19 protein-coding genes and 1 other RNA gene are annotated in these 19,783 nt (G+C 31.1%); 12 read left to right on the plus strand and 8 right to left on the minus strand.

From position 1 onward, the window contains the following. Nucleotides 1-87 precede the first annotated feature (87 nt). Together ACU4C5_RS11885 and ACU4C5_RS11890 are read left to right on the plus strand one after the other, a co-directional pair. A complete protein-coding gene (locus ACU4C5_RS11885; RefSeq protein ID WP_446844427.1) occupies nucleotides 88-285 on the plus strand; it encodes a hypothetical protein in 198 nt (65 codons plus the stop codon). Continuing rightward, complete coding sequence (locus ACU4C5_RS11890; RefSeq protein ID WP_446844428.1) at nucleotides 285-839, plus strand: DUF8465 domain-containing protein; 555 nt, start codon at nucleotides 285-287, stop codon at nucleotides 837-839. Before ACU4C5_RS11885 ends, ACU4C5_RS11890 begins: the two co-directional genes overlap by 1 nt. A gap of 27 nt (nucleotides 840-866) precedes the next feature. On the opposite strand, the gene ACU4C5_RS11895 is transcribed toward ACU4C5_RS11890, so the two are convergent. Next, entirely contained in the window at nucleotides 867-1,772 is a 906-nt protein-coding gene (locus ACU4C5_RS11895) for a hypothetical protein (RefSeq protein WP_446844429.1), read from the minus strand. A 92-nt stretch (nucleotides 1,773-1,864) separates the two neighbouring features. On the opposite strand from ACU4C5_RS11895, the gene ACU4C5_RS11900 reads away from it, so the two are divergent. Then, nucleotides 1,865-3,013 (plus strand): cysteine desulfurase family protein, encoded by a 1,149-nt coding sequence (locus ACU4C5_RS11900; protein ID WP_446844430.1) that lies wholly within the window; start codon nucleotides 1,865-1,867, stop codon nucleotides 3,011-3,013. Nucleotides 3,014-3,030: 17 nt separating this feature from the next. Here ACU4C5_RS11900 and ACU4C5_RS11905 read toward each other — a convergent pair whose 3' ends face one another. The 4 genes from ACU4C5_RS11905 to ACU4C5_RS11920 form a co-directional block, all read right to left on the minus strand. Then, the gene (locus tag ACU4C5_RS11905; RefSeq protein WP_446844431.1) at nucleotides 3,031-3,951 is read right to left on the minus strand and encodes a YeiH family protein; all 921 of its coding nucleotides are present in this window, start codon (nucleotides 3,949-3,951) and stop codon (nucleotides 3,031-3,033) included. A gap of 74 nt (nucleotides 3,952-4,025) precedes the next feature. Then, nucleotides 4,026-4,910 (minus strand): LysR substrate-binding domain-containing protein, encoded by an 885-nt coding sequence (locus tag ACU4C5_RS11910; protein WP_446844432.1) that lies wholly within the window; start codon nucleotides 4,908-4,910, stop codon nucleotides 4,026-4,028. A 54-nt stretch (nucleotides 4,911-4,964) separates the two neighbouring features. Then, a complete protein-coding gene (locus ACU4C5_RS11915; RefSeq protein ID WP_446844433.1) occupies nucleotides 4,965-7,493 on the minus strand; it encodes a TonB-dependent receptor in 2,529 nt (842 codons plus the stop codon). Further along, nucleotides 7,447-9,132, minus strand: coding sequence for a M23 family metallopeptidase (locus tag ACU4C5_RS11920; protein WP_446844434.1), 1,686 nt, complete (start codon nucleotides 9,130-9,132; stop codon nucleotides 7,447-7,449). The genes ACU4C5_RS11915 and ACU4C5_RS11920 overlap by 47 nt, the downstream gene beginning before the upstream one ends. A 158-nt stretch (nucleotides 9,133-9,290) precedes the next feature. On the opposite strand from ACU4C5_RS11920, the gene ACU4C5_RS11925 reads away from it, so the two are divergent. The 4 genes from ACU4C5_RS11925 to rny all read left to right on the plus strand — a co-directional run bounded on the left by ACU4C5_RS11925 (nucleotide 9,291) and on the right by rny (nucleotide 11,708). Further along, nucleotides 9,291-9,581 carry a hypothetical protein gene (locus tag ACU4C5_RS11925; protein WP_446844435.1) on the plus strand — a complete coding sequence of 97 codons (291 nt, stop codon included), beginning with the start codon at nucleotides 9,291-9,293 and terminating at the stop codon, nucleotides 9,579-9,581. 14 nt (nucleotides 9,582-9,595) lie between these two features. Beyond that, complete coding sequence (locus ACU4C5_RS11930; protein WP_446844436.1) at nucleotides 9,596-9,886, plus strand: cell division protein ZapA; 291 nt, start codon at nucleotides 9,596-9,598, stop codon at nucleotides 9,884-9,886. A 58-nt stretch (nucleotides 9,887-9,944) separates the two neighbouring features. Further along, nucleotides 9,945-10,053: non-coding RNA, 6S RNA (ssrS, locus tag ACU4C5_RS11935), on the plus strand. Between the two features lie 56 nt (nucleotides 10,054-10,109). Then, nucleotides 10,110-11,708: a ribonuclease Y gene (gene rny, locus ACU4C5_RS11940; protein WP_446844437.1), complete on the plus strand. Its 1,599-nt coding sequence runs from the start codon at nucleotides 10,110-10,112 to the stop codon at nucleotides 11,706-11,708. 187 nt (nucleotides 11,709-11,895) lie between these two features. On the opposite strand, the gene ACU4C5_RS11945 is transcribed toward rny, so the two are convergent. Further along, nucleotides 11,896-13,065: a PAS domain-containing sensor histidine kinase gene (locus tag ACU4C5_RS11945; protein WP_446844438.1), complete on the minus strand. Its 1,170-nt coding sequence runs from the start codon at nucleotides 13,063-13,065 to the stop codon at nucleotides 11,896-11,898. A gap of 69 nt (nucleotides 13,066-13,134) precedes the next feature. Continuing rightward, the gene (gene xerD, locus ACU4C5_RS11950; protein WP_446844439.1) at nucleotides 13,135-14,031 is read right to left on the minus strand and encodes a site-specific tyrosine recombinase XerD; all 897 of its coding nucleotides are present in this window, start codon (nucleotides 14,029-14,031) and stop codon (nucleotides 13,135-13,137) included. 225 nt (nucleotides 14,032-14,256) lie between these two features. Between xerD and ACU4C5_RS11955 the strand changes: the two genes are divergently transcribed. From ACU4C5_RS11955 to ACU4C5_RS11975, 5 genes are all read left to right on the plus strand, one after another. Next, complete coding sequence (locus ACU4C5_RS11955; protein WP_446844440.1) at nucleotides 14,257-14,859, plus strand: outer membrane beta-barrel protein; 603 nt, start codon at nucleotides 14,257-14,259, stop codon at nucleotides 14,857-14,859. 154 nt (nucleotides 14,860-15,013) lie between these two features. Continuing rightward, nucleotides 15,014-15,589 (plus strand): porin family protein, encoded by a 576-nt coding sequence (locus ACU4C5_RS11960; protein ID WP_446844441.1) that lies wholly within the window; start codon nucleotides 15,014-15,016, stop codon nucleotides 15,587-15,589. A 219-nt stretch (nucleotides 15,590-15,808) separates the two neighbouring features. Beyond that, complete coding sequence (locus ACU4C5_RS11965) at nucleotides 15,809-16,450, plus strand: porin family protein (protein ID WP_446844442.1); 642 nt, start codon at nucleotides 15,809-15,811, stop codon at nucleotides 16,448-16,450. A gap of 76 nt (nucleotides 16,451-16,526) precedes the next feature. Then, a complete protein-coding gene (aroQ, locus tag ACU4C5_RS11970) occupies nucleotides 16,527-16,943 on the plus strand; it encodes a type II 3-dehydroquinate dehydratase (protein WP_446844443.1) in 417 nt (138 codons plus the stop codon). Between the two features lie 419 nt (nucleotides 16,944-17,362). Further along, the gene (locus ACU4C5_RS11975; protein WP_446844444.1) at nucleotides 17,363-18,001 is read left to right on the plus strand and encodes a porin family protein; all 639 of its coding nucleotides are present in this window, start codon (nucleotides 17,363-17,365) and stop codon (nucleotides 17,999-18,001) included. An 82-nt stretch (nucleotides 18,002-18,083) separates the two neighbouring features. Here the strand turns inward: ACU4C5_RS11975 and lpdA are convergent, their stop codons facing one another. Continuing rightward, the gene (lpdA, locus tag ACU4C5_RS11980) at nucleotides 18,084-19,460 is read right to left on the minus strand and encodes a dihydrolipoyl dehydrogenase (RefSeq protein ID WP_446844445.1); all 1,377 of its coding nucleotides are present in this window, start codon (nucleotides 19,458-19,460) and stop codon (nucleotides 18,084-18,086) included. Nucleotides 19,461-19,783: the final 323 nt, after the last annotated feature.

A 19,783-nucleotide genomic window follows, 5' to 3' on the forward strand; every position in this document is an offset into this window, starting at 1 on the left:
TTTTTTTATTGATAAATCAACTTCTAATTAGGAATTTAATTTATAAACTGTAATTTCGACTTTCATTAATATTATAATCAAATTTATATGAGTATTTCTAGAGTTATAAACCTTGTTTTTATTATTGTTGGAGGTCTTGTGGCATTTTATGCACAAGCGGAAGCCAACCAGAATGTATATATATTAATAGGGGGAATTGCATTATTAGTGACCGGAATTTACCGTACGTCTAGAAATATTCCTAGTAAGTTTGAAAACGAAGAAGATAACCAAACCGAAGCATAATGAATATTGGAGTAGGAGATCGCGTATCTGTTTTGGATGAAGACATAAACGGAATAGTAACCAAAATAGTTGATAAAACAATTACTATTGAAACCTCAGATGGTTTTGATTTAGAGTTTTTTTCGCACGAAATAATTGTTACCAAATCTTCTTTTAAAAAGGATGTGTTTTCTGGAGCAAATTTAAAATCTATAATTGCCGAAAAAGAAGCGCCAAAGCGTAAAAATCAACCTAGAGTAAAAGCTAAAGAGCGTACTTTACCTGCAATGGAGGTAGATTTACATATTCATCAGTTAACTAAAAGTAACCGATCAATGTCTAATCATGATATGTTAACTTTACAGTTAGATACAGCCGAAAGACAATTAAAATTCGCCATAAATAAACGTATTCAAAAAATAGTATTTATTCACGGGGTTGGTGAAGGTGTCCTTAAAATAGAGTTAGAATATCTCTTTGGACGCTATAATAATGTGAAGTTTTATGCTGCCGATTATCAAAAATACGGATTGGGAGCAACAGAGGTTTATATCTATCAAAACACCAATCCGTAGATTGTAATTTTATAATTATTCAGCGTCTTATGGAAGTGTAATTGTTGTAGTATAAGTACCAAAATTTATTTGATCGTCACTTAAAATATCAATATTTACATTTAAAATAGTTATTACAACATTCACAGTTCTTGTATATGTTGTAGTTCTGTATTCATCAAACACAAAAGTGTCAACAGCATCAACATCTAGATATCTTGCAATAGTTGCGTTGTTAGCAAAATCATTTCCAGGGTTTTTATTTCCATCTTCATCTTCATAGCGTGTAATTACACCATCACCGTCATCATCAACATCTAAATAATTTAAAACACCATCACTATCGGTATCTAATGCGTTAGCAAAACCATCTTCTTCAGTGTAATTATGACCTTCATTTATAGTTAATACATTATCATTATCGTCATCTGCATCAATATAATCAGGGATTCCGTCACCATCTCTATCGGTAGGATTTGTTAGGTAATCGTTATCGCCATCTTCATTTGCATCTTCAATTTCAGAAGGAATACCATCGCCATCTTCATCTGTAAAATAAGAAACGAAATTTACAACAGCACCACTTGCAGCTTCATAATCATTAGTGATTTGAATAGAATTATCAGGAAATTCTTCACAAATAAAACCATCGGTAGGATCACCAGAATAGGTACGGTAATTAAAACGAATTGTCGATCCATTTACTGTTAAGTTTCTTTCTTCTCCGTTTACTGCAGGATTAAAAATAGCATCGTTAGTTGTTGATGAAGGAAAAATTAAAACTAAAGACTCATAAGGTTCGTTATCTTTTACGTTATATAAAAAATGAGTATCAGTAAAAATATCGCAATATTCAAGGTCGTTGTCAAAATCTAATTCTGCTTCAATAATGTCGCCATCGTTACAAGCAGTAAACAATAAACCTAAACTTAATATATATAGTAATTTTCGCATGTCTTTTATAAAATTTGAAACAAAAATAATAGTTTTGATAAACTTATAACGTTAGGAGTTACAAATAATTTTATTTCAATTATTTTTGTAGCATGAAAAAGGTCTATTTAGATAATGCAGCTACCACGCCAATGCGCAACGAGGTTATTGAAAAAATGACAGATGTTATGCGTACTAATTTTGGAAATCCATCATCAATACATGGTTTTGGACGTTCCTCAAAGGCTTTAATTGAAAAGTCTCGAAAAACAATTGCAACTTTTTTTAAGGTGTCTGCCTCTGAAATTGCTTTCACTTCTGGTGGAACTGAAGCCGATAATTTTATTTTAAGAAGTTGTGTAAGAGATCTTGGAGTTACTGAGATTATTACCTCTAAAATAGAACATCATGCCGTTTTACATACTGTTGAAGCGCTTGAAGCAGAATTTGGCATTTCTGTAAAATATGTTGCATTAGATGCTCTCGGAATGATTGATTATAATGATTTAGAATGTTTATTACAATCTAATCAAAAACAATTGGTGAGTTTAATGCATGTTAATAATGAGATTGGAAACCTTTTAGATTTAAAACGTGTTGCACAACTTTGTCAATCAAATAAGGCGCTTTTTCATAGTGATACTGTTCAGTCTGTTGGACATTATAATATTGATTTAAACGAGATTCCTGTAGATTTTATCGTTGCTAGTGCTCATAAATTTCACGGACCAAAAGGTGTTGGATTTGCTTTTATTAGAAAAAAATCGGGATTAAAAGGTTCTATTTTTGGTGGCGAACAAGAACGCGGCTTTAGAGCAGGAACCGAAAGTATTCATAATATTATAGGACTAGAAACGGCTTTAAAAATAGCCTACTCTAATAAAGCAGAAGACACAACTTATATAACAAACCTTAAAACGTATTTTATAACACAACTTACAACGGCTTTTCCGGGCGTAAGTTTTAATGGAAACTGCGCAAACTTTACAGAAAGTGCTTACGCTATAATTAATGTGTGTTTACCAATTGCTGCCGAAAAATCTTCACTATTACAATTTCAGTTAGATTTACAAGGTATTGCTTGTTCGCGAGGAAGTGCTTGCCAAAGTGGAAGTAGTAAAGCGTCTCATGTATTATTAGAAATTCTAGATAGTGAGCAAGTTAAAAAACCTTCGCTACGTTTTTCAATGAGCAGTTTTAATACAGAAGAAGACATTAATTATGTTATTGAAGTCCTTAAAAGCTTTATGAAAGTAAATTAATACCTTCTTTTTTTTGATTAATATAAGATATAGCATAACGAGAATATGGAGATAAATCCCCATAAGCTTACTGCTAAAATAAAAGGTTTAATTCCTGTTGTTTTTAAATCTTTAATAGAAATTGTAGCGCCTACCAAAAACAGCGTTAGTAATAATAAACGTTTTGACCCCATTACAATAGTTGTTGTTAATACTGTTGGAAGGATATGCGCGCTGTTAATTAAAATAGCGATAATAAAGAGAATGATAAAATAAGGGATTTTCATTTTTTCGCCTTTAGTTTTAAATAAAAACATTGAGAAAATAGATAAAGGAATTATCCACAGTGTACGCGATAACTTTACCGTTGTTGCAATACGTAAAGCTTCATCACCGTAACCTAAAGCAGCGCCAACTACCGAGCTTGTATCGTGTATTGCTATGGCACACCAAAGTCCGAATTGTTCTTGTGTTAGCTGTAAATAATGTCCAACTGCCGGAAACACAAATAGCGCAATTGAGTTAAGTAAAAATACAATTCCTAAAGCAATACTTATGGTTTTACTTTTCGCTTTTATAACTGGTGAAATAGCAGCAATTGCACTTCCGCCACAAATTGCAGTTCCTGATGTAATAAGATGCCCAAGTTTTAAATCTATTTTTAAAATTTTGCTTAATAACAAGCCTAAACCTACGGTTAAGAATATTGAGAAAATGGTTAAGATTAATCCTTCTTCACTTGTGGCTAACGTTTCTTTTATGAACATGCCAAAACCAAGTCCAACAACCGCTATTTTTAATAAATAATGAATGGCTTTTTTACTTTCCGAAGGAAAAGGATTGTTAAAAATAACAGTAAAGGCGAAACCTAAAAATAAGGCAATTGGGCTATTTACAATCCCTGTAAGTGTAAGCAATGCTAGAATAAAGAATATAATTTTTGAATATTTTGCAGTCATGATAAGGTGATTTATGATACAAAAATACTACTGTAAACTAAATGCTAAGCAATCTAAATTGCTATGTGAAATAACTAAAAGTTATAGTTAAAACGAATGTATTGTTCAAAATTGTCCATTATTTTAGATTGATATCCGGTACGACATACAAAGTAAAACCAACGTTCCATCGTTAAATCTTTAATATCAATCACTTTAAGTTTATTCTGAATTAAATCATCACTCACCGCGTGTATTGAAATTAATGCATAATTGTTGGAGTGGTAGAGGTAGTTTTTTATGGCTTCGGTACTATTTAGCGTCACAACATTATTAAGCTGTTTGATGTTTTTTGTTTGAAGAAACTCATAAATAATATCTCGGGTTCCCGATCCCATTTCACGTTCAATAACAGGTAATTCTTGTAACGTTTTACTGCTAATAACTCCTTTTTTATGGCTTTTATTTTTAAAGCTAGTCACTAATACAATTTCATCTTTTATAAAGGGTTTGTATTGTAATTTACGGTTAGAGTTTTTGCCTTCGGTTATACCAAAATCTAATTGTTGATTTAGAATTAAGGACTCAATTGCTTCTGAATTTTCACTTTCAATATGAAAAGAGGTCTGCGGAAATTGTAAGCGGTATTTAGCTATTAATTTCGGAATAATATAATTAGCAATTGTGGTACTTGCTCCAAAATTAATCAAACTAGAGAAGTCTTCTTTTTTACTTAAAAACTGCGTATCAATTTCGGCATAAATATCTAATATTTTATTCGCATAAATTAAGAATGAACTTCCATCAGGCGTCAATTCAACAGCATGCCGAGTACGATTAAAAAAAGTAGTTTTATAGTCGTTTTCTAAGCTTCTAATGGCTTTTGAAACTGCAGGTTGCGATATAAATAATTGTTCTGCCGCTTTTGTAAAGCTAGAATGGTATGCTACTGTTTTAAATATTTGAAGTTTATGTTTCATTGTATTTAAAATTCAACAGTTAAAATCGACTTAATTATCTTTTTTCAGAACCTATTACAGTTTTGTAGAAAGTCTGATATTAAATACTCTTGGAGATAAGTAATTAGGAATCGCATATTGTTGTTTGCTGTACACATCTCTCACCCAAGTATTGGTGATTGAGTTTTGCGCATCAAACATATTAAATATTTCAACACCTAAAGTTAATTCTTTAAAATGACGTTTCCAGCTATCTTTATATGATTTACTATCGTCTACAATTACATAACTCACACCAATATCTGCACGTTTGTAATCGCGTAAACGGTTTTGATATTCATAAGGATTTGCATAACTAGGCGAGCCTCCTGGAACTCCTGTATTGTAAACTAAATTTAAGTACATTTTTAACTCAGGAATGTTAGGTACATAATCCTGAAATAAGACTCCAAATTTTAAACGTTGGTCTGTAGGACGTGCAATATAACCTTGGCCGTCTATGTTTTCTTCGGTTTTTAAATACCCAAAACTAAACCAACTTTCAGTTCCTGGAACAAACTCTCCGTTAAGACGTAAATCTAATCCGTAGGCATAAGCTTTTGCATTGTTTTCAGCACCATAACGAATTCTAACGTTCTCTAAAGTGTAGGGATTTACATCGGTTAAGTTTTTATAATAAGCTTCTGAAACTAACTTAAAAGGACGATCCCACATTTTAAAACTATATTCATTACCTAACACAACGTGTACAGATTTTTGAGCTTTTACATTAGGATTTACAACACCTTCGGCATCACGTAACTCTCTGTAAAATGGCGGTTGGTAATACAATCCACCAGCAAGTCTGAACAACATATCTTTATTCCAGTTTGGTTTGATAGCAAACTGAGCTCTTGGACTAAACACCACCTGTGAGTTACTCTCAATACCATCGCCATTTACCGTCCAACTATGTGCACGAACACCAGCGTTATAAAACACTTCGTTATCATTACCAATAAAAGAACGTTTGCTCCATTGTGCGTAAGCTTGAAAACGATCTATTTGTACACTATTTGTGGCTCTAACATTATTGAAAGCTACAAGCGGACCTTGGTAAGCCTCGTAAGGTTGGTTGTTAATCGCTCCAAAATTTGGTTGATTTATTGAAAACCCAGCACTATCAATAACTTCCCATTCTACCAAACGGTCTCTAATATCTTCGTGTGTATATTTTACCGACCATTCTATAGTACTTTCGTCATCGCGTTTAAGTTCTCCTTTATGTTCTATATTAAAAATTAGAGCGTCTAGATCATTACGCGCATGTGTAAGTTGCGATCCAATACCTTCGCTAAATTCTACTTCTCCTAAGTTTTCATCTCCAATATTACTGTTTACTTCTCCTAAACGATATTGCGCTAAAATGTCAAAATATTCTTCTTCAGTAGTATGGTAGGCTGATGTGATTAACTTTAAAGTGACATCATCATTTAAAAAGTAATTGGCTTTAAAGGCACCAAAAGTAGTTTGGTAAGTATCTTTTTCCTGACCTTCATAAAAAACAAGTAAGGCCATTGGGTCATCAATAGTTCCAAAATTTGTTTGTCGGTTTGCAGGTTGAAAATCGTAAGTGTTAGAAGCTGCATTTCCTAAGAAGCTTAAATGGAATTTATCCGAAAATTTATACGTTAAGAACGTTTGCGCATCTGCAAATTTAGGTTTTACATTTCCTTCGGTTTCAAGTGAGTTTAAAACCAGACTATTATCTCTGTAACGTAATCCTACAATTCCCGAAAATTTAGAATCTTTACTGACTGTTTCGGCAGAAATGCTTCCACCTAATAAACTTACATCGGCACGAACACCAAATTTAATGGGGTTTCTGTAGGTGATATCTAAAACTGAAGATAATTTATCACCATATTTTGCTTGAAATCCACCAGCTGAAAAATCTACATTTTGCACCAAATCGGTATTTACAAAACTTAATCCTTCTTGTTGTCCTGAACGAATTAAAAAAGGTCTGTACACCTCAATTTCATTAACATAAACTAGATTTTCATCAAAATTACCACCACGTACAGAGTATTGTGTACTTAATTCGTTGCTTACGTTTACTCCTGGTAAGGTTTTTAAAATATTTTCAATCCCTGGTTGTGCACCTTTTATGGTTCTAATTACTTCGGGAGTAATGGTAACTACACTTTGTAAATTAAGTTGTGTGTTGGTATTAATTACTACAGTTTCAATTTGCTCAAACTGCGTTTTCATTACCGGATTATATTCTAACTCTTGTCCGTTTTTAAGATTAAAAGTGACCAAAACACGTTTATGTGAAATGTGTGTAAATTGAATAGTTACTTCTTTATTAGCTGGGATTTTTAATTCGTAAAATCCATTATTATTTGTAGTGGTACCAATTTTATCTGCTTTTATGTTTACGGATGAAATTGGAAATTGATTTTCATCTAAAATAACCCCTTTTATAGTTGCTGTTTGTGAAAATCCAATCGTTGAAAAACTAAAAAAGATAAGGAATAGAGTATAGGTGTAAAGTTTCAAAAGGTATATGTTTTTATTTCCTGAAAAAAGTTGCTTCAAATGTAGCGTTATTTCCAACATTATCGGTTACAATTATTTTCAAATTATTTTCTGTATCTATAACGACATTATCACTAAAATGGTGTGTAAGTGTCTTTGTTTTATAATCATATTCCATTAAAATCCATTTTCCGTTTACGGTAGCACGGTAATTACTTATTCCTGAAAGATCATCGGTAATTTTTACTTGAAGTGTTTTTAATTTACTTACCCATTTTCTGTCAGAAAAATTTAAAGGCTCAATTTTTGGAGGCTCTAAATCTGCCGTCAGTGTAAATAAACCTAGAGATTTTGTTCTTGCAGTTAAAATATCGCCTTTACGTGTTGTTGAAATGTAGTAAGGACGTTTGTAATACCCATACAGTTGTGCGATAAATAATTTGTCTTTATGCTCACTTTTGTAAGCGCTAATATCATAAGATATATTGAACTTTTTTTGAAGTGGAATAACATCTTTATGTAATAATAAAGTATCGCTACTTACTTTAAAGTTTAAATTGGTGTCGTCATAAAAAGTATTTGCAGGAAAATATACTGAAACCATTCCTTCTGCTAGTACCGTAGATTGATCGGCATAGGCAAAATGCATTGGTTTTATAGAATTGGTTTTAGATTTAGCTTCTGTTTTTTCACCAGTAATAGGAATGGTTATCCAAGAGTCATTGCCTTTAAAATCATTAATTCTAATTTTATAAACTGAGGATACGCTATCGCTAATAGTAATATAACCGTTGTCATTGACATCTTTAAGCATGCTTAAGGTATTCCCTTTTTCAACAAATAATTTCTGAATACGAGAACGTTTGTCTTTAAAATACTCAAAATCTATAAAACGATTAATGTGTTTACTTTCATCAAAACTGAAACGTTTAAAATCCATTTCAAAATTTTTATGACCATTAAAAAATGTCTGAATATTGTTAACCCCATTTTTATTGTAGGCCATATCTTGTTGGTCATGGCTAATCACTCCAAAACCAATAGTTCCGTAAGCTTTTATTTTTTCAACAGCATAATCGCCATTTTTATTAGGAATTAGACGTAAATGCACACGATCACTTTTATTGTTTACAGATGACGAATCATTTTTAGTGTAGGCGTAAATTCCTAAAACTGTAGGACGTTTACTATCCTTAATATCCATACCAAAAAGCATAGGGTTTATTGGGCGTTCTTCGTTGTCTCTAATTTCAAAATGCAAATGTGGGCCACCAGAACCTCCTGAATTTCCTGAAAACGCAATCAACTCATCGTTTACAATAGGTAATTCATTAGGAGTAGGGAAGACTTCAACTTCATATGTTTCTTTTTGATATTGGCACTCCTTAATATAGGATTCAATAGCAGGAGAGAATTTTTGTAAATGCGCGTATACTGTTGTGTAGCCATTAGGATGCGTAACATATATTGCTTTCCCATATCCGTAATGCGAAATTTTAATTCTACTCACATAGCCTTGTGCTGCAGCAATAACTTTTAAACCTTGTTTTTGCTGGGTTTTAATATCTAAACCCGAATGAAAGTGATTAGAGCGCAATTCGGCAAAGGTTCCCGAAAGTACCAATGGAATTTCTAGAGGACTCCTAAAGTAATCTTGTGGATACTGGGCCTTAGCGCTTGCAAATTGTAAGCATAATAAAAGTAATATAAGTTTTCGCATATCATATAATGAATAGCTAATGTATTAAATTGCCTGCTAAATTCATAAAAAAGAGAAGTAATTGATTGGTATAATTAAATAATTTAAAATTTTTGCTAAAAGTATTGCGATTATTGTTTTGGTATGTTAACTTTGTTAATTCAGTATTGAATTTGTAAATGAGTAAAATTGAAGATATTGTTAATTCTGTAGAGAATAAAATAGGTAGTGTATTGCACAGATTAGATGTTGCAACACAAACTAATGCCAAACTTTCGGAAGAATTAGCAATACAACAACAGAGAAATATGCAACAACAAGAAACTATAAGTTCTTGGGTTGAAAAATATGAAGCTCTAAAAATGGCAAATTCATTACTAGGCAGTGACGAAGATAATAGAGAAACAAAGCTTAAAATAAATACATTAATTAGAGATATTGACCATTGTATTGCACAACTCTCTGAATAATGAAATAATAATACATGGCCGATCAGCTTAAAATAAAGCTTTCTGTAGCTAATAGAGTCTATCCTTTAACGATTTTACCAAGTCAAGAGGAAGGATTACGAATAGCTGCGAAGAAAATTGAAGCCATGATTAGTGATTTTGAGAAAAATTATTCTGTAAAAGATAAGCAAGATGTTTTGGCAATGTGTGCCATACAGTTTGCTGCTAAATTGGAACAGAAAACTATAAACGAAGCGAATGAAAATGATGATGTTCAAAAACGGTTAGAAGCCATTGATGAACTTCTTCAAAAACATTTAATTTAAACGTTCTTTTAATACATAAATAAAGGTTACTGCCTACATTAGTTATATTTTTTGATAAACTCAACGATCAATTCTTTAAAAAGGGTGAGTCTTAGTTGTAAAACCGTGCTGTCTTAGAGCAGATTGTTGATCAGCTTGTTAGCCCTAAACTTGTTTTTAAGGAGTTTATACAAAACAAATACTGATGTAGGCTTTTTTTATACACAAAAACTAACAAAAACAGATGGATACAAACACAATTTTATTAATTGTTGGAGGCGTAGTACTAGGAGTAGTACTAGGTTATATAATTGCAAAAACACTAGAAAAAAATAATGCTTCGAAGCTTATTAAAGATGCTGAAAACGAAGTTAACTCTCTATTAAAGCAAGCAAAAATAGAAGGTGATTCTATTAAAAAAGATAAAATATTACAGGCGAAAGAAAAATTTATTGAACTTAAGTCTGAACATGAGAAAGTGATTTTATCGAGAGATAAAAAAATGGCAGAAGCTGAAAAGCGTACTAGAGATAAAGAGTCTCAAATATCAAGTGAATTATCTAAAAACAGAAAATCTAATCAAGAACTAGAAGCTAAAGCAAAAGAATTAGAGGCTAAGTCAAAAGATTATGATTACCGTATTGATTTCTTAGATAAAAAGAAAGAAGAAGTTGAGAAAGCTCATAAAAGTCAAATAAAGCAACTAGAAGTTATTTCTGGATTATCTGCTGAAGACGCAAAATCTCAATTGGTAGAATCGCTTAAAAATGAAGCGAAAGCTGATGCGATGGCATTTATACAAGACCATGTTGAAGAAGCTAAACTTACTGCTCAACAAGAAGCTAAGAAGATTATTATTAATACCATACAACGTATAGGTACTGAAGAGGCTATTGATAACTGTGTATCTGTATTCAATATAGAATCTGATGACGTTAAAGGACGTATTATTGGTAGAGAAGGACGTAACATTAGAGCTATTGAAGCTGCAACAGGTGTAGAAATTATTGTTGATGATACTCCGGAAGCTATTATATTATCTTGTTTTGATTCTGTACGAAGAGAAGTAGCTCGTTTATCATTACATAAATTGGTTACAGATGGTAGAATTCACCCAGCACGTATTGAAGAAGTTGTAAGAAAAACACAAAAACAAATAGATCAGGAAATTATTGAAGTTGGTAAACGTACTGTAATTGACTTAGGTATTCATGGTTTACATCCAGAATTAATAAAACTTGTTGGACGTATGAAATACCGTTCGTCTTACGGTCAAAACTTATTACAACACTCGCGTGAAGTTGCAAAACTTTGTGGTGTGATGGCTGCAGAATTAGGATTGAATCCTAAATTAGCTAAACGAGCTGGATTATTACATGATATTGGTAAAGTGCCAGATTCAGAAGCAGATATGGAAACTCCTCACGCAATCTTAGGAATGCAATGGGCTGAGAAACATGGTGAAAAAGCTGAAGTTTGTAATGCTATTGGAGCTCACCACGACGAGATTGAAATGACTACTTTATTAGCACCAATAGTACAAGTATGTGATGCTATATCTGGAGCAAGACCAGGAGCAAGACGTCAAGTATTAGATTCATACATACAACGATTAAAAGATTTAGAAGAAGTTGCTTTTGGATTTAACGGGGTAAATAAAGCTTACGCAATTCAAGCAGGTAGAGAATTACGTGTTATTGTAGAGAGCGAAAAAGTAACCGATGATGAAGCTGCTAACTTATCGTTTGAGATTTCTCAAAAAATCCAAACAGATATGACATATCCAGGACAAGTAAAAGTGACTGTAATTAGAGAAACAAGAGCAGTTAATATTGCAAAATAGCTATATCTAATATATGGTATAAAAAAAGCACTCTTTTAAAGAGTGCTTTTTTTGTATAAGCTATTTATATTTCAGTGTAAAACTGAGTTACATTTTTAAAGTGACGCCAACAATGTTTTTAAAAATAAACCCTTATAATTTATAGTATACGTGTTGTGTCACTTTAAAATGTAAATATCTTGTGGTACTATTTTTTTAAAGTTAATGTAAAGGTAGTTCCTTTATTAAGTGCGCTTTCTACGTTTATAGTTCCGTTTAAAGCTTCAATTTGAGACTTTGTAATATATAGCCCAATGCCTCTTGAGTCTTCTCGCTGCGTACCATGAAACGTTTGATACATTTCAAAAAGTTTCTCTTTATATTTATTAAGGTCAATACCTATACCATTATCAGAGACTATAATTTTAATGAAATCACTTTCTAAAGTTGATTTAAGTATGATTTTAGACTCTTTTTCAGAATCATTATATTTAATACCATTAGATATTAAATTATACAAAATGCTTTCTAAATAAGATGAATTAGTTTGTAATGCTATTTCTGGATCAATTAAATTTTCAATAACTACATCTTTTTGTTTACTGTCTAAGCTAAGACTGCAAATCACTTTTTCGGTAAAAGCATGTAGGTTAACATCTCCATTGTGTTCATTAATATCCGATTTAGATTTTATATTAATGATGTCGTTTAAATCTACAATACTTTTAGTTAATGCTTCTGAAATTGTTTTTAAATGCTCCACCAACTCATTTTTTTCTTCTTGAGAATCTGATTGATCATAAAACTCTAGTATGTTTTCAAAATTTCCAATGTGGTTTTTTAAATTATGAGATACAATATGGGTAAAGTTGTGTAATCGTTTATTTTGATTTGTAATAATTTTAAGATTATCTTTTAGTAAATGCTCATCCTTTTTTTGTTTCGTAATATCGGTATGTGTTCCAATAGCACGAATAGGGGCGCCACTAGCATTCCGTTCAATAATTTTACCGCGGTCTAAAATCCATTTATAATTCCCGTCTTTAGTAAGTATACGGTGTTCGTTTTCATAGGTATCGGTATGATGTTCTGCATGATAATTATAATCTAAAAGGATTTGATCTATATCATCGCGATGTACTTTTTCAAGCCAATCATCACTAGTGTTTTTTATTTCAGAATCTTTATATCCTATAATGTTCTTTGATTCTTCAGAATAATAAACAGCATTACTTGTAGGGTTCCATTCCCAAACTCCAATTTTAGAATTTTGAAGAGCAAGTTTCCATCTAGAATCATTTGAATTATCACAATTAGAATGAGAATTTGTGTATGTATTTGACTTATAGTTTTTTGTGTAATTCGATTCTTTTTCCATTTTGGATCTTTTATGAATAAGACACTAAAAGGTTTAAAAAGTCACTAGTTTTTTTTAAATAAAATACTATTATTTTCTAGGGTGGAATTGGGTTAACACGTCTTTTAAGTGGCTTCTATCAACGTGCATGTAAATTTCGGTAGTAGTAATACTTTCATGTCCAAGCATTAACTGAATAGCTCTCAAATCGGCACCATTTTCTAATAGGTGTGTTGCAAACGAATGACGAAAAGTATGTGGAGATATTGTTTTTTGTAAATGAATAGTTTTTGCCAATTGTTTAATAATGGTAAAAATCATGGCGCGGGTAAGCTGTTTACCTCTTCGGTTTAAAAAAAGTGTATCTGTAGCTTCAGGTTGAATAGGTATGTGAATTCTTATCTGATCTTTATATAGGTTAATATACTTTTTTGTATTTTCACCAATAGGGACAAAGCGTTGTTTATCACCTTTACCTGTAACTTTTATAAAACCTTCTTCAAAAAATAAATCAGAAATTTTTAAGTTGGTCAATTCACTCACACGTAAACCACAACTATAAAGCGTTTCTAAAATAGCTTTGTTACGTTGCCCTTGCGGTTTACTTAAATCAATGGCATCAATTAAGCGATCAATATCTTCAAGACTTAAAGTATCTGGAAGTTTGCGTCCTATTTTTGGAGATTCAATATGATTTAATGGATTACTAGGTATATAATCTTCAAAAACTAGATAACTAAAAAAACTTCGTAAACCAGAAATTAACCGCGATTGAGATCTTGGGTTTATAGTTTTTGAAATATCATAAATAAACGCTTGTAAAATAGCACTTGTAATAACTAGGGGCGAAGTTTTGTAATCATTAAATTGAAGATACTTAACAAGTTTAAGAATGTCATACTCATAGTTTTCTATCGAATTTTTAGATAAACCACGTTCAATTTTCAAGTAATTTTTATAATCTGTTATTGCTTCTTGCCATTTCATAAGGTAAAAATAAGCTATTTAACAGCTAAAATTAACTGTTTTTTATTCAGAATTAGTATAAATAATTCAAATACATTGTACGTAAATATTAATATATTCTTGTTTTACAGCTTGTTAAGTCTTCTTTTATTGTTTGATTATCAATAAAACGTGTTTTTATTGTGAATAATTCATAAAAAAGTATTTAGTTTTCACGATCAATTTAAAAAACAAAATTCATTAGTTATGAAAAAATTATCATTTACAGCTGCAATTACAGTATTAGGTTTATCAAACGTTAACGCTCAAGAAGAAGCAAAAACTTTTGGATTTGGTGAAGGTGATATCTTTATTGAAGGTACAGTTGGATTTTATTCTACAAATGACAAAAACACAGATGAAAAAACTAACGGATTTGGAATTAGCCCAAAAGCTGGTTGTTTTTTAAATGATGATTTAGATGTAGGAGCAATGTTATCTTATGATTCTAACAAAATAGAAGTTTCAGGAACAGATCTTTCTAAAACTAACACTTTTGGAGCAGGAGTATTTGCTCGTTACTATGTATTAGATTTAGGTAAGCGTTTTAAAACTTATTCAGAATTCGGAATAGGTTATGCTACTTCAAACGACAAAATTTTAGATCTTAATGAAAACACAATTGGTGCTGGTTTAGATTTAGGGATCAACTATTTTGTAACTGAAAAAATCGCTTTATCTTTTGGATTAAAAAACATCTTATCTTTCTCTTCTGCAAAGTATGATGTATCTGGAGCAAAACCAGTAACTGACTTTAGCTTCGGTTTTTTATGTCTTTTATATTGCTTTTTGATATTAAAAACAGTTTAATTTGTAAAAAACAAATATATTTAAGTAATTGATTTATATGGTTTTAATTTTGAGTCATTGTCTAATTGTTAATTTTTTTAACTAAAAAGATGCAATAATAAAAAAAAAGTATTTAGTTTGCACTAATCAATAAAAAACTAAAATTTATTAAATCATGAAAAAATTATTATTTACTGCAGCTATTGCTGTATTAGGTTTGTCAAACGTTAACGCTCAGGAAGTTACTTTTGGAGCTAAAGCAGGTGTTAATTTTGCTAACTTAGGTGGAGATATTGAAGATAATGATATGAAAGTAGGATTTCATGTTGGAGGTGTTGCTGAAATAGCTATATCTGAAAAATTTTCTGTACAACCAGAACTATTGTTTTCTTCACAAGGGACTAAGTTTGAAGAATCAGGAGAAACATTAAAATATAACTTAAGTTATATTAATGTACCTGTAATGGCAAAATATTATGTTGCTGAAGGATTTAGTGTTGAAGCAGGTCCACAAGTTGGGTTTTTAGTTGATGCTAAAGCAAAATATGATTCTGATTCAGAAGACATTAAAGATGCATTTAACTCAGTTGATTTTGGATTAAATTTAGGAGCTGGTTATAAATTAGACAACGGTTTTAACTTTTCTGCTCGTTATAACTTAGGTTTAGCAAATATTGCTAAAGATGCTGGAGATGATTTTAGCATTCAAAATAATGTAATTCAATTATCTGTTGGATATTCTTTCAACTAATAATAGAAGACTATATAAAAAAAACCGAAGCGCAATGCTTCGGTTTTTTTATGCAAATAAATGATTAAACACTATTTGTAAGTGTTTGTTTTTTTATGTAATTACGCTTAATGTTTTACTTAGTTGTTAATTTTTTAACTAAAAATAAAGAATAAGTCATGCAAAAATATTTAATTTACAGCATCAATTTGAAAAACAATAACTTAAAAGTTTTAAATCATGAAAAAATTATTATTTACAGTTGCAATTGCAGTATTAGGTTTATCAAATATTAATGCTCAAGAAGTTAATTTTGGTGTTAAAGCAGGTATTAATTTTGCTAAATTTGGAGGCGATGCAGAAGATGTTGATAGATTAACTGCTTTTCATATTGGTGGAGTTGCTGAAATAGCTCTTTCTGAAAAATTCTCTCTACAACCAGAAGTGTTATTTTCTATGCAAGGAACTAGTGCTGAATATTCTGAATCTGTTTCTGGGTCTGTTAATACTTTTGAGTCTAAAAGCAATTTATCTTATATAAGTGTTCCTGTAATGGCTAAATATTATATTATTGAAAGACTTAGTATTGAAGCTGGACCTCAAATAGGTTTCTTGGTTTCGGCAAAAAGAGATTATGATTATACAGAATCTTTTAATGGAGAAGTAACTTATACTGAATCAGAAGATGGAGCAGATGTTAAAGATGGTTTTAATACTATTGATTTTGGATTAAATTTTGGAGCTGGTTATAAATTAGGTAACGGCTTAAACTTTGCTGCTCGTTATAATTTAGGTTTAGTAAATATATCTAAATATGCTCCTGATGGATATAGTACTCTAAATAATGTATTTCAATTATCTGTTGGATATTTTTTCAACTAATAATAAAAGATTATATAAAAAAAACCGAAGCGCAATGCTTTGGTTTTTTTATGTCTTTTTTTAATATCTTTACTGTATGAAAAAGCTGATTATTATTAACGGACCCAACTTAAACTTATTAGGAACTCGCGAACCTGAAATTTATGGCAGTTTATCTTTTACCGAGTTTTTAGAAACCTTAAAAGAAAAATACACAACTGTTGAAATCTCTTATTTTCAGTCTAATATTGAAGGTGAACTTATTAATAAATTACACGAAGTTGGTTTTTCTTACGATGGTATTATTTTTAATGCTGCGGCATATACGCACACATCAATTGGTATTGGTGATGCCGTAAAAGCCATACAAACTCCCACGATTGAAGTTCATATTTCAAATACGTATGCAAGAGAGAGATTTAGACATCAATCATACATTTCTGCACACGTAAAAGGGGTGATTATAGGCTTTGGCTTACAGAGTTACGAATTGGCTGTCCAAAGTTTCTTATAAGTGTTTTTAATTCTATCTGAAGTTTCTGTATCTTAAAAATAACAATAAATACGTTTTTAAGATTATGAATATGATAAGATGAAATAAGGTTAATTTTGTCTGCATTAATATTGAAACAATATCCTTTTTTAGTGGCAATTTTAATTTTATAGAATTTAATTTTACAACAATATGTTAAATGTAAAGTCGGTTTTATAAGAAATTACTGCTAATAGCTAATTTTTATATTCAGGCTTAAATTGATAAATTATTGCAAAAGCGTCAATAATTTAATTAATAGCGTTTACATGTAAATCAAATGTTTACGATTGTTTTTCTGGTCATATAACTATCTTGTTAAAGTGATGTTAAGCTTTGCTGTTGAGCTATTTATGATATTTAGATTTGTCTGTATAACTCAAATCAAAATAATTAAAAACATGAAAAAATTAATTGTATTAACAGGAGTATTATTATTAGCTTATACATCAGGTCAAGCACAATCAGATTCCAAATCAGTAGAGCTTGGAGCAAAAGCAGGCGTTAATTTATCTACTATAAGTGGAGATGATTTTGATGATGTAGATTCAAGAACAAGTTTTAATATTGGTTTAGTGGCTGAAATTCCAATTTCTGAAAGATTCTCTTTTCAACCAGAGGTATTTTATTCTGGACAAGGTTTTGATATTTTAGAAAGAAACCAAGACAATATTTTTGATACTAATGAAAATATAGAGTATCAATTAGATTATATTCAAGTTCCATTATTATTAAAAGCATATTTAATAAAAGGCTTAAGTGTTGAAGCTGGTCCGCAATTTGGATTTAAAGTTCATGAAGAATTTGATGCAGAACCAAACTCTGATGGTGGAGATTTAGAAATTAATAGTGATGATTCTTACGTAAAAGATTTTGAGACTAGTCTTGCTTTTGGGACATCATATAAATTTGACAGTGGTTTCTTTTTAAGTGCACGTTACACGATGGGACTAACCAATATATTTAAAGAAGATACGCTTTTTGAAGATGTTGATGGTAAAAATGAAGTGCTTCAATTTGGTTTAGGGTTAATGTTCTAAACGTATTTGTATATAAAATAAAAAAGTCTCAGATCGCTCTGAGACTTTTTTTATATCCTATTATTTTAAGACGTATAACTTATTATAAGTGAATTACTTCATCATAAGCATCAGCAACAGCTTCCATAACCGCTTCACTCATTGTTGGGTGAGGGTGAACTGTTTTTAATACTTCATGACCTGTAGTTTCTAGTTTTCTACCTAAAACAGCTTCTGCAATCATATCGGTAACACCAGCACCAATCATGTGGCATCCTAACCATTCACCATATTTAGCATCAAAAATCACTTTAACAAAACCATCTTTAGCTCCAGAAGCACTTGCTTTTCCTGATGCTGAGAAAGGGAATTTTCCAACTTTAATTTCAATACCTTTATCTTTAGCTTGTTGTTCAGTTAAACCAACTGAAGCAATTTCAGGAGAGGCGTAAGTACATCCTGGGATGTTTCCATAATCTAAAGCTTCAACGTGCATTCCTGCAATTTTTTCAACACAAAGAATACCTTCTGCACTCGCAACGTGAGCTAAAGCTTGTCCTGGAGTAACATCACCAATAGCGTAATATCCTGGGATATTAGTTTGGTAAAAATCATTCACCAAGATTTTATCTCTATCTACAGCAATTCCTACAGCTTCTAATCCTATATTTTCAATATTTGTTTTAATTCCTACAGCAGATAATACAATATCAGCTTCAAGAACTTCTTCTCCTTTTTTAGTTTTTACCGTAGCTTTAACGCCATCACCAGAAGTATCTACATGAGTTACTTCGGCAGAAGTCATTATTTTAATACCGCTTTTCTTAAAAGAGCGTTCCAGTTGTTTTGAGACATCAATATCTTCAACAGGCACAACATTTGGTAAATATTCTACAATAGTTACATCAGTTCCCATTGAGTTATAAAAGTATGCAAACTCAACACCAATTGCACCAGAACCAACCACAATCATTTTCTTAGGTTGTGTAGGTAATGTCATTGCTTCTCTGTATCCAATTACTTTTTTACCATCTTGTGGTAAGTTAGGAAGTTCGCGAGAACGTGCTCCTGTAGCAACAATAATATGATCAGCACTATATTCTTTACCGTCAACTTCAACCTTTTTACCAGTTTTAAGTGTTCCGAAACCATTAATAACGTCAATTTTGTTCTTTTTCATAAGAAACTGAACACCTTTGCTCATACCTTCGGCAACTCCACGACTACGTTTTACAACAGCATTAAAATCTTTATCAAATTCCTTTACCGAAAGTCCGTAATCATCAGCATGTTTCAAGTATTCAAATACTTGAGCAGATTTTAATAAGGCTTTAGTAGGGATACATCCCCAGTTTAAACATACACCACCAAGGTTTTCTTTTTCTACAATAGCAGTTTTAAAACCAAGCTGTGAAGCTCTAATAGCTGTTACGTAACCTCCAGGGCCACTTCCAAGAACAATTATATCGTATTTACTCATGAGAATTTGTTTAGTCTATTTATCAAGCTACGAATTTACGAAACCTATTTTTAAAAATGAATTTAGGCATGAAAAATTTATTGCTTTAACGGCCTTTATCTTGAAATAAAATATTTTAGGAACATACCTAGATTGAGTTGTATGCGTATTGTAATTGTAGGTGGGAATTTTCTAGCATTTCTTTAGCCTAAAAATTATCAAAGTAAGATGTATAGGTTGTGATGTTAGATAAACATAATTATTACACCCTTTAGGCTTTATAAAATCAAAAAAAAATAATAATTCAAGATAAAAAAAGCATTATTTAATATAAAATAATGCTT

This window comes from Lacinutrix undariae (genome assembly GCF_052934785.1).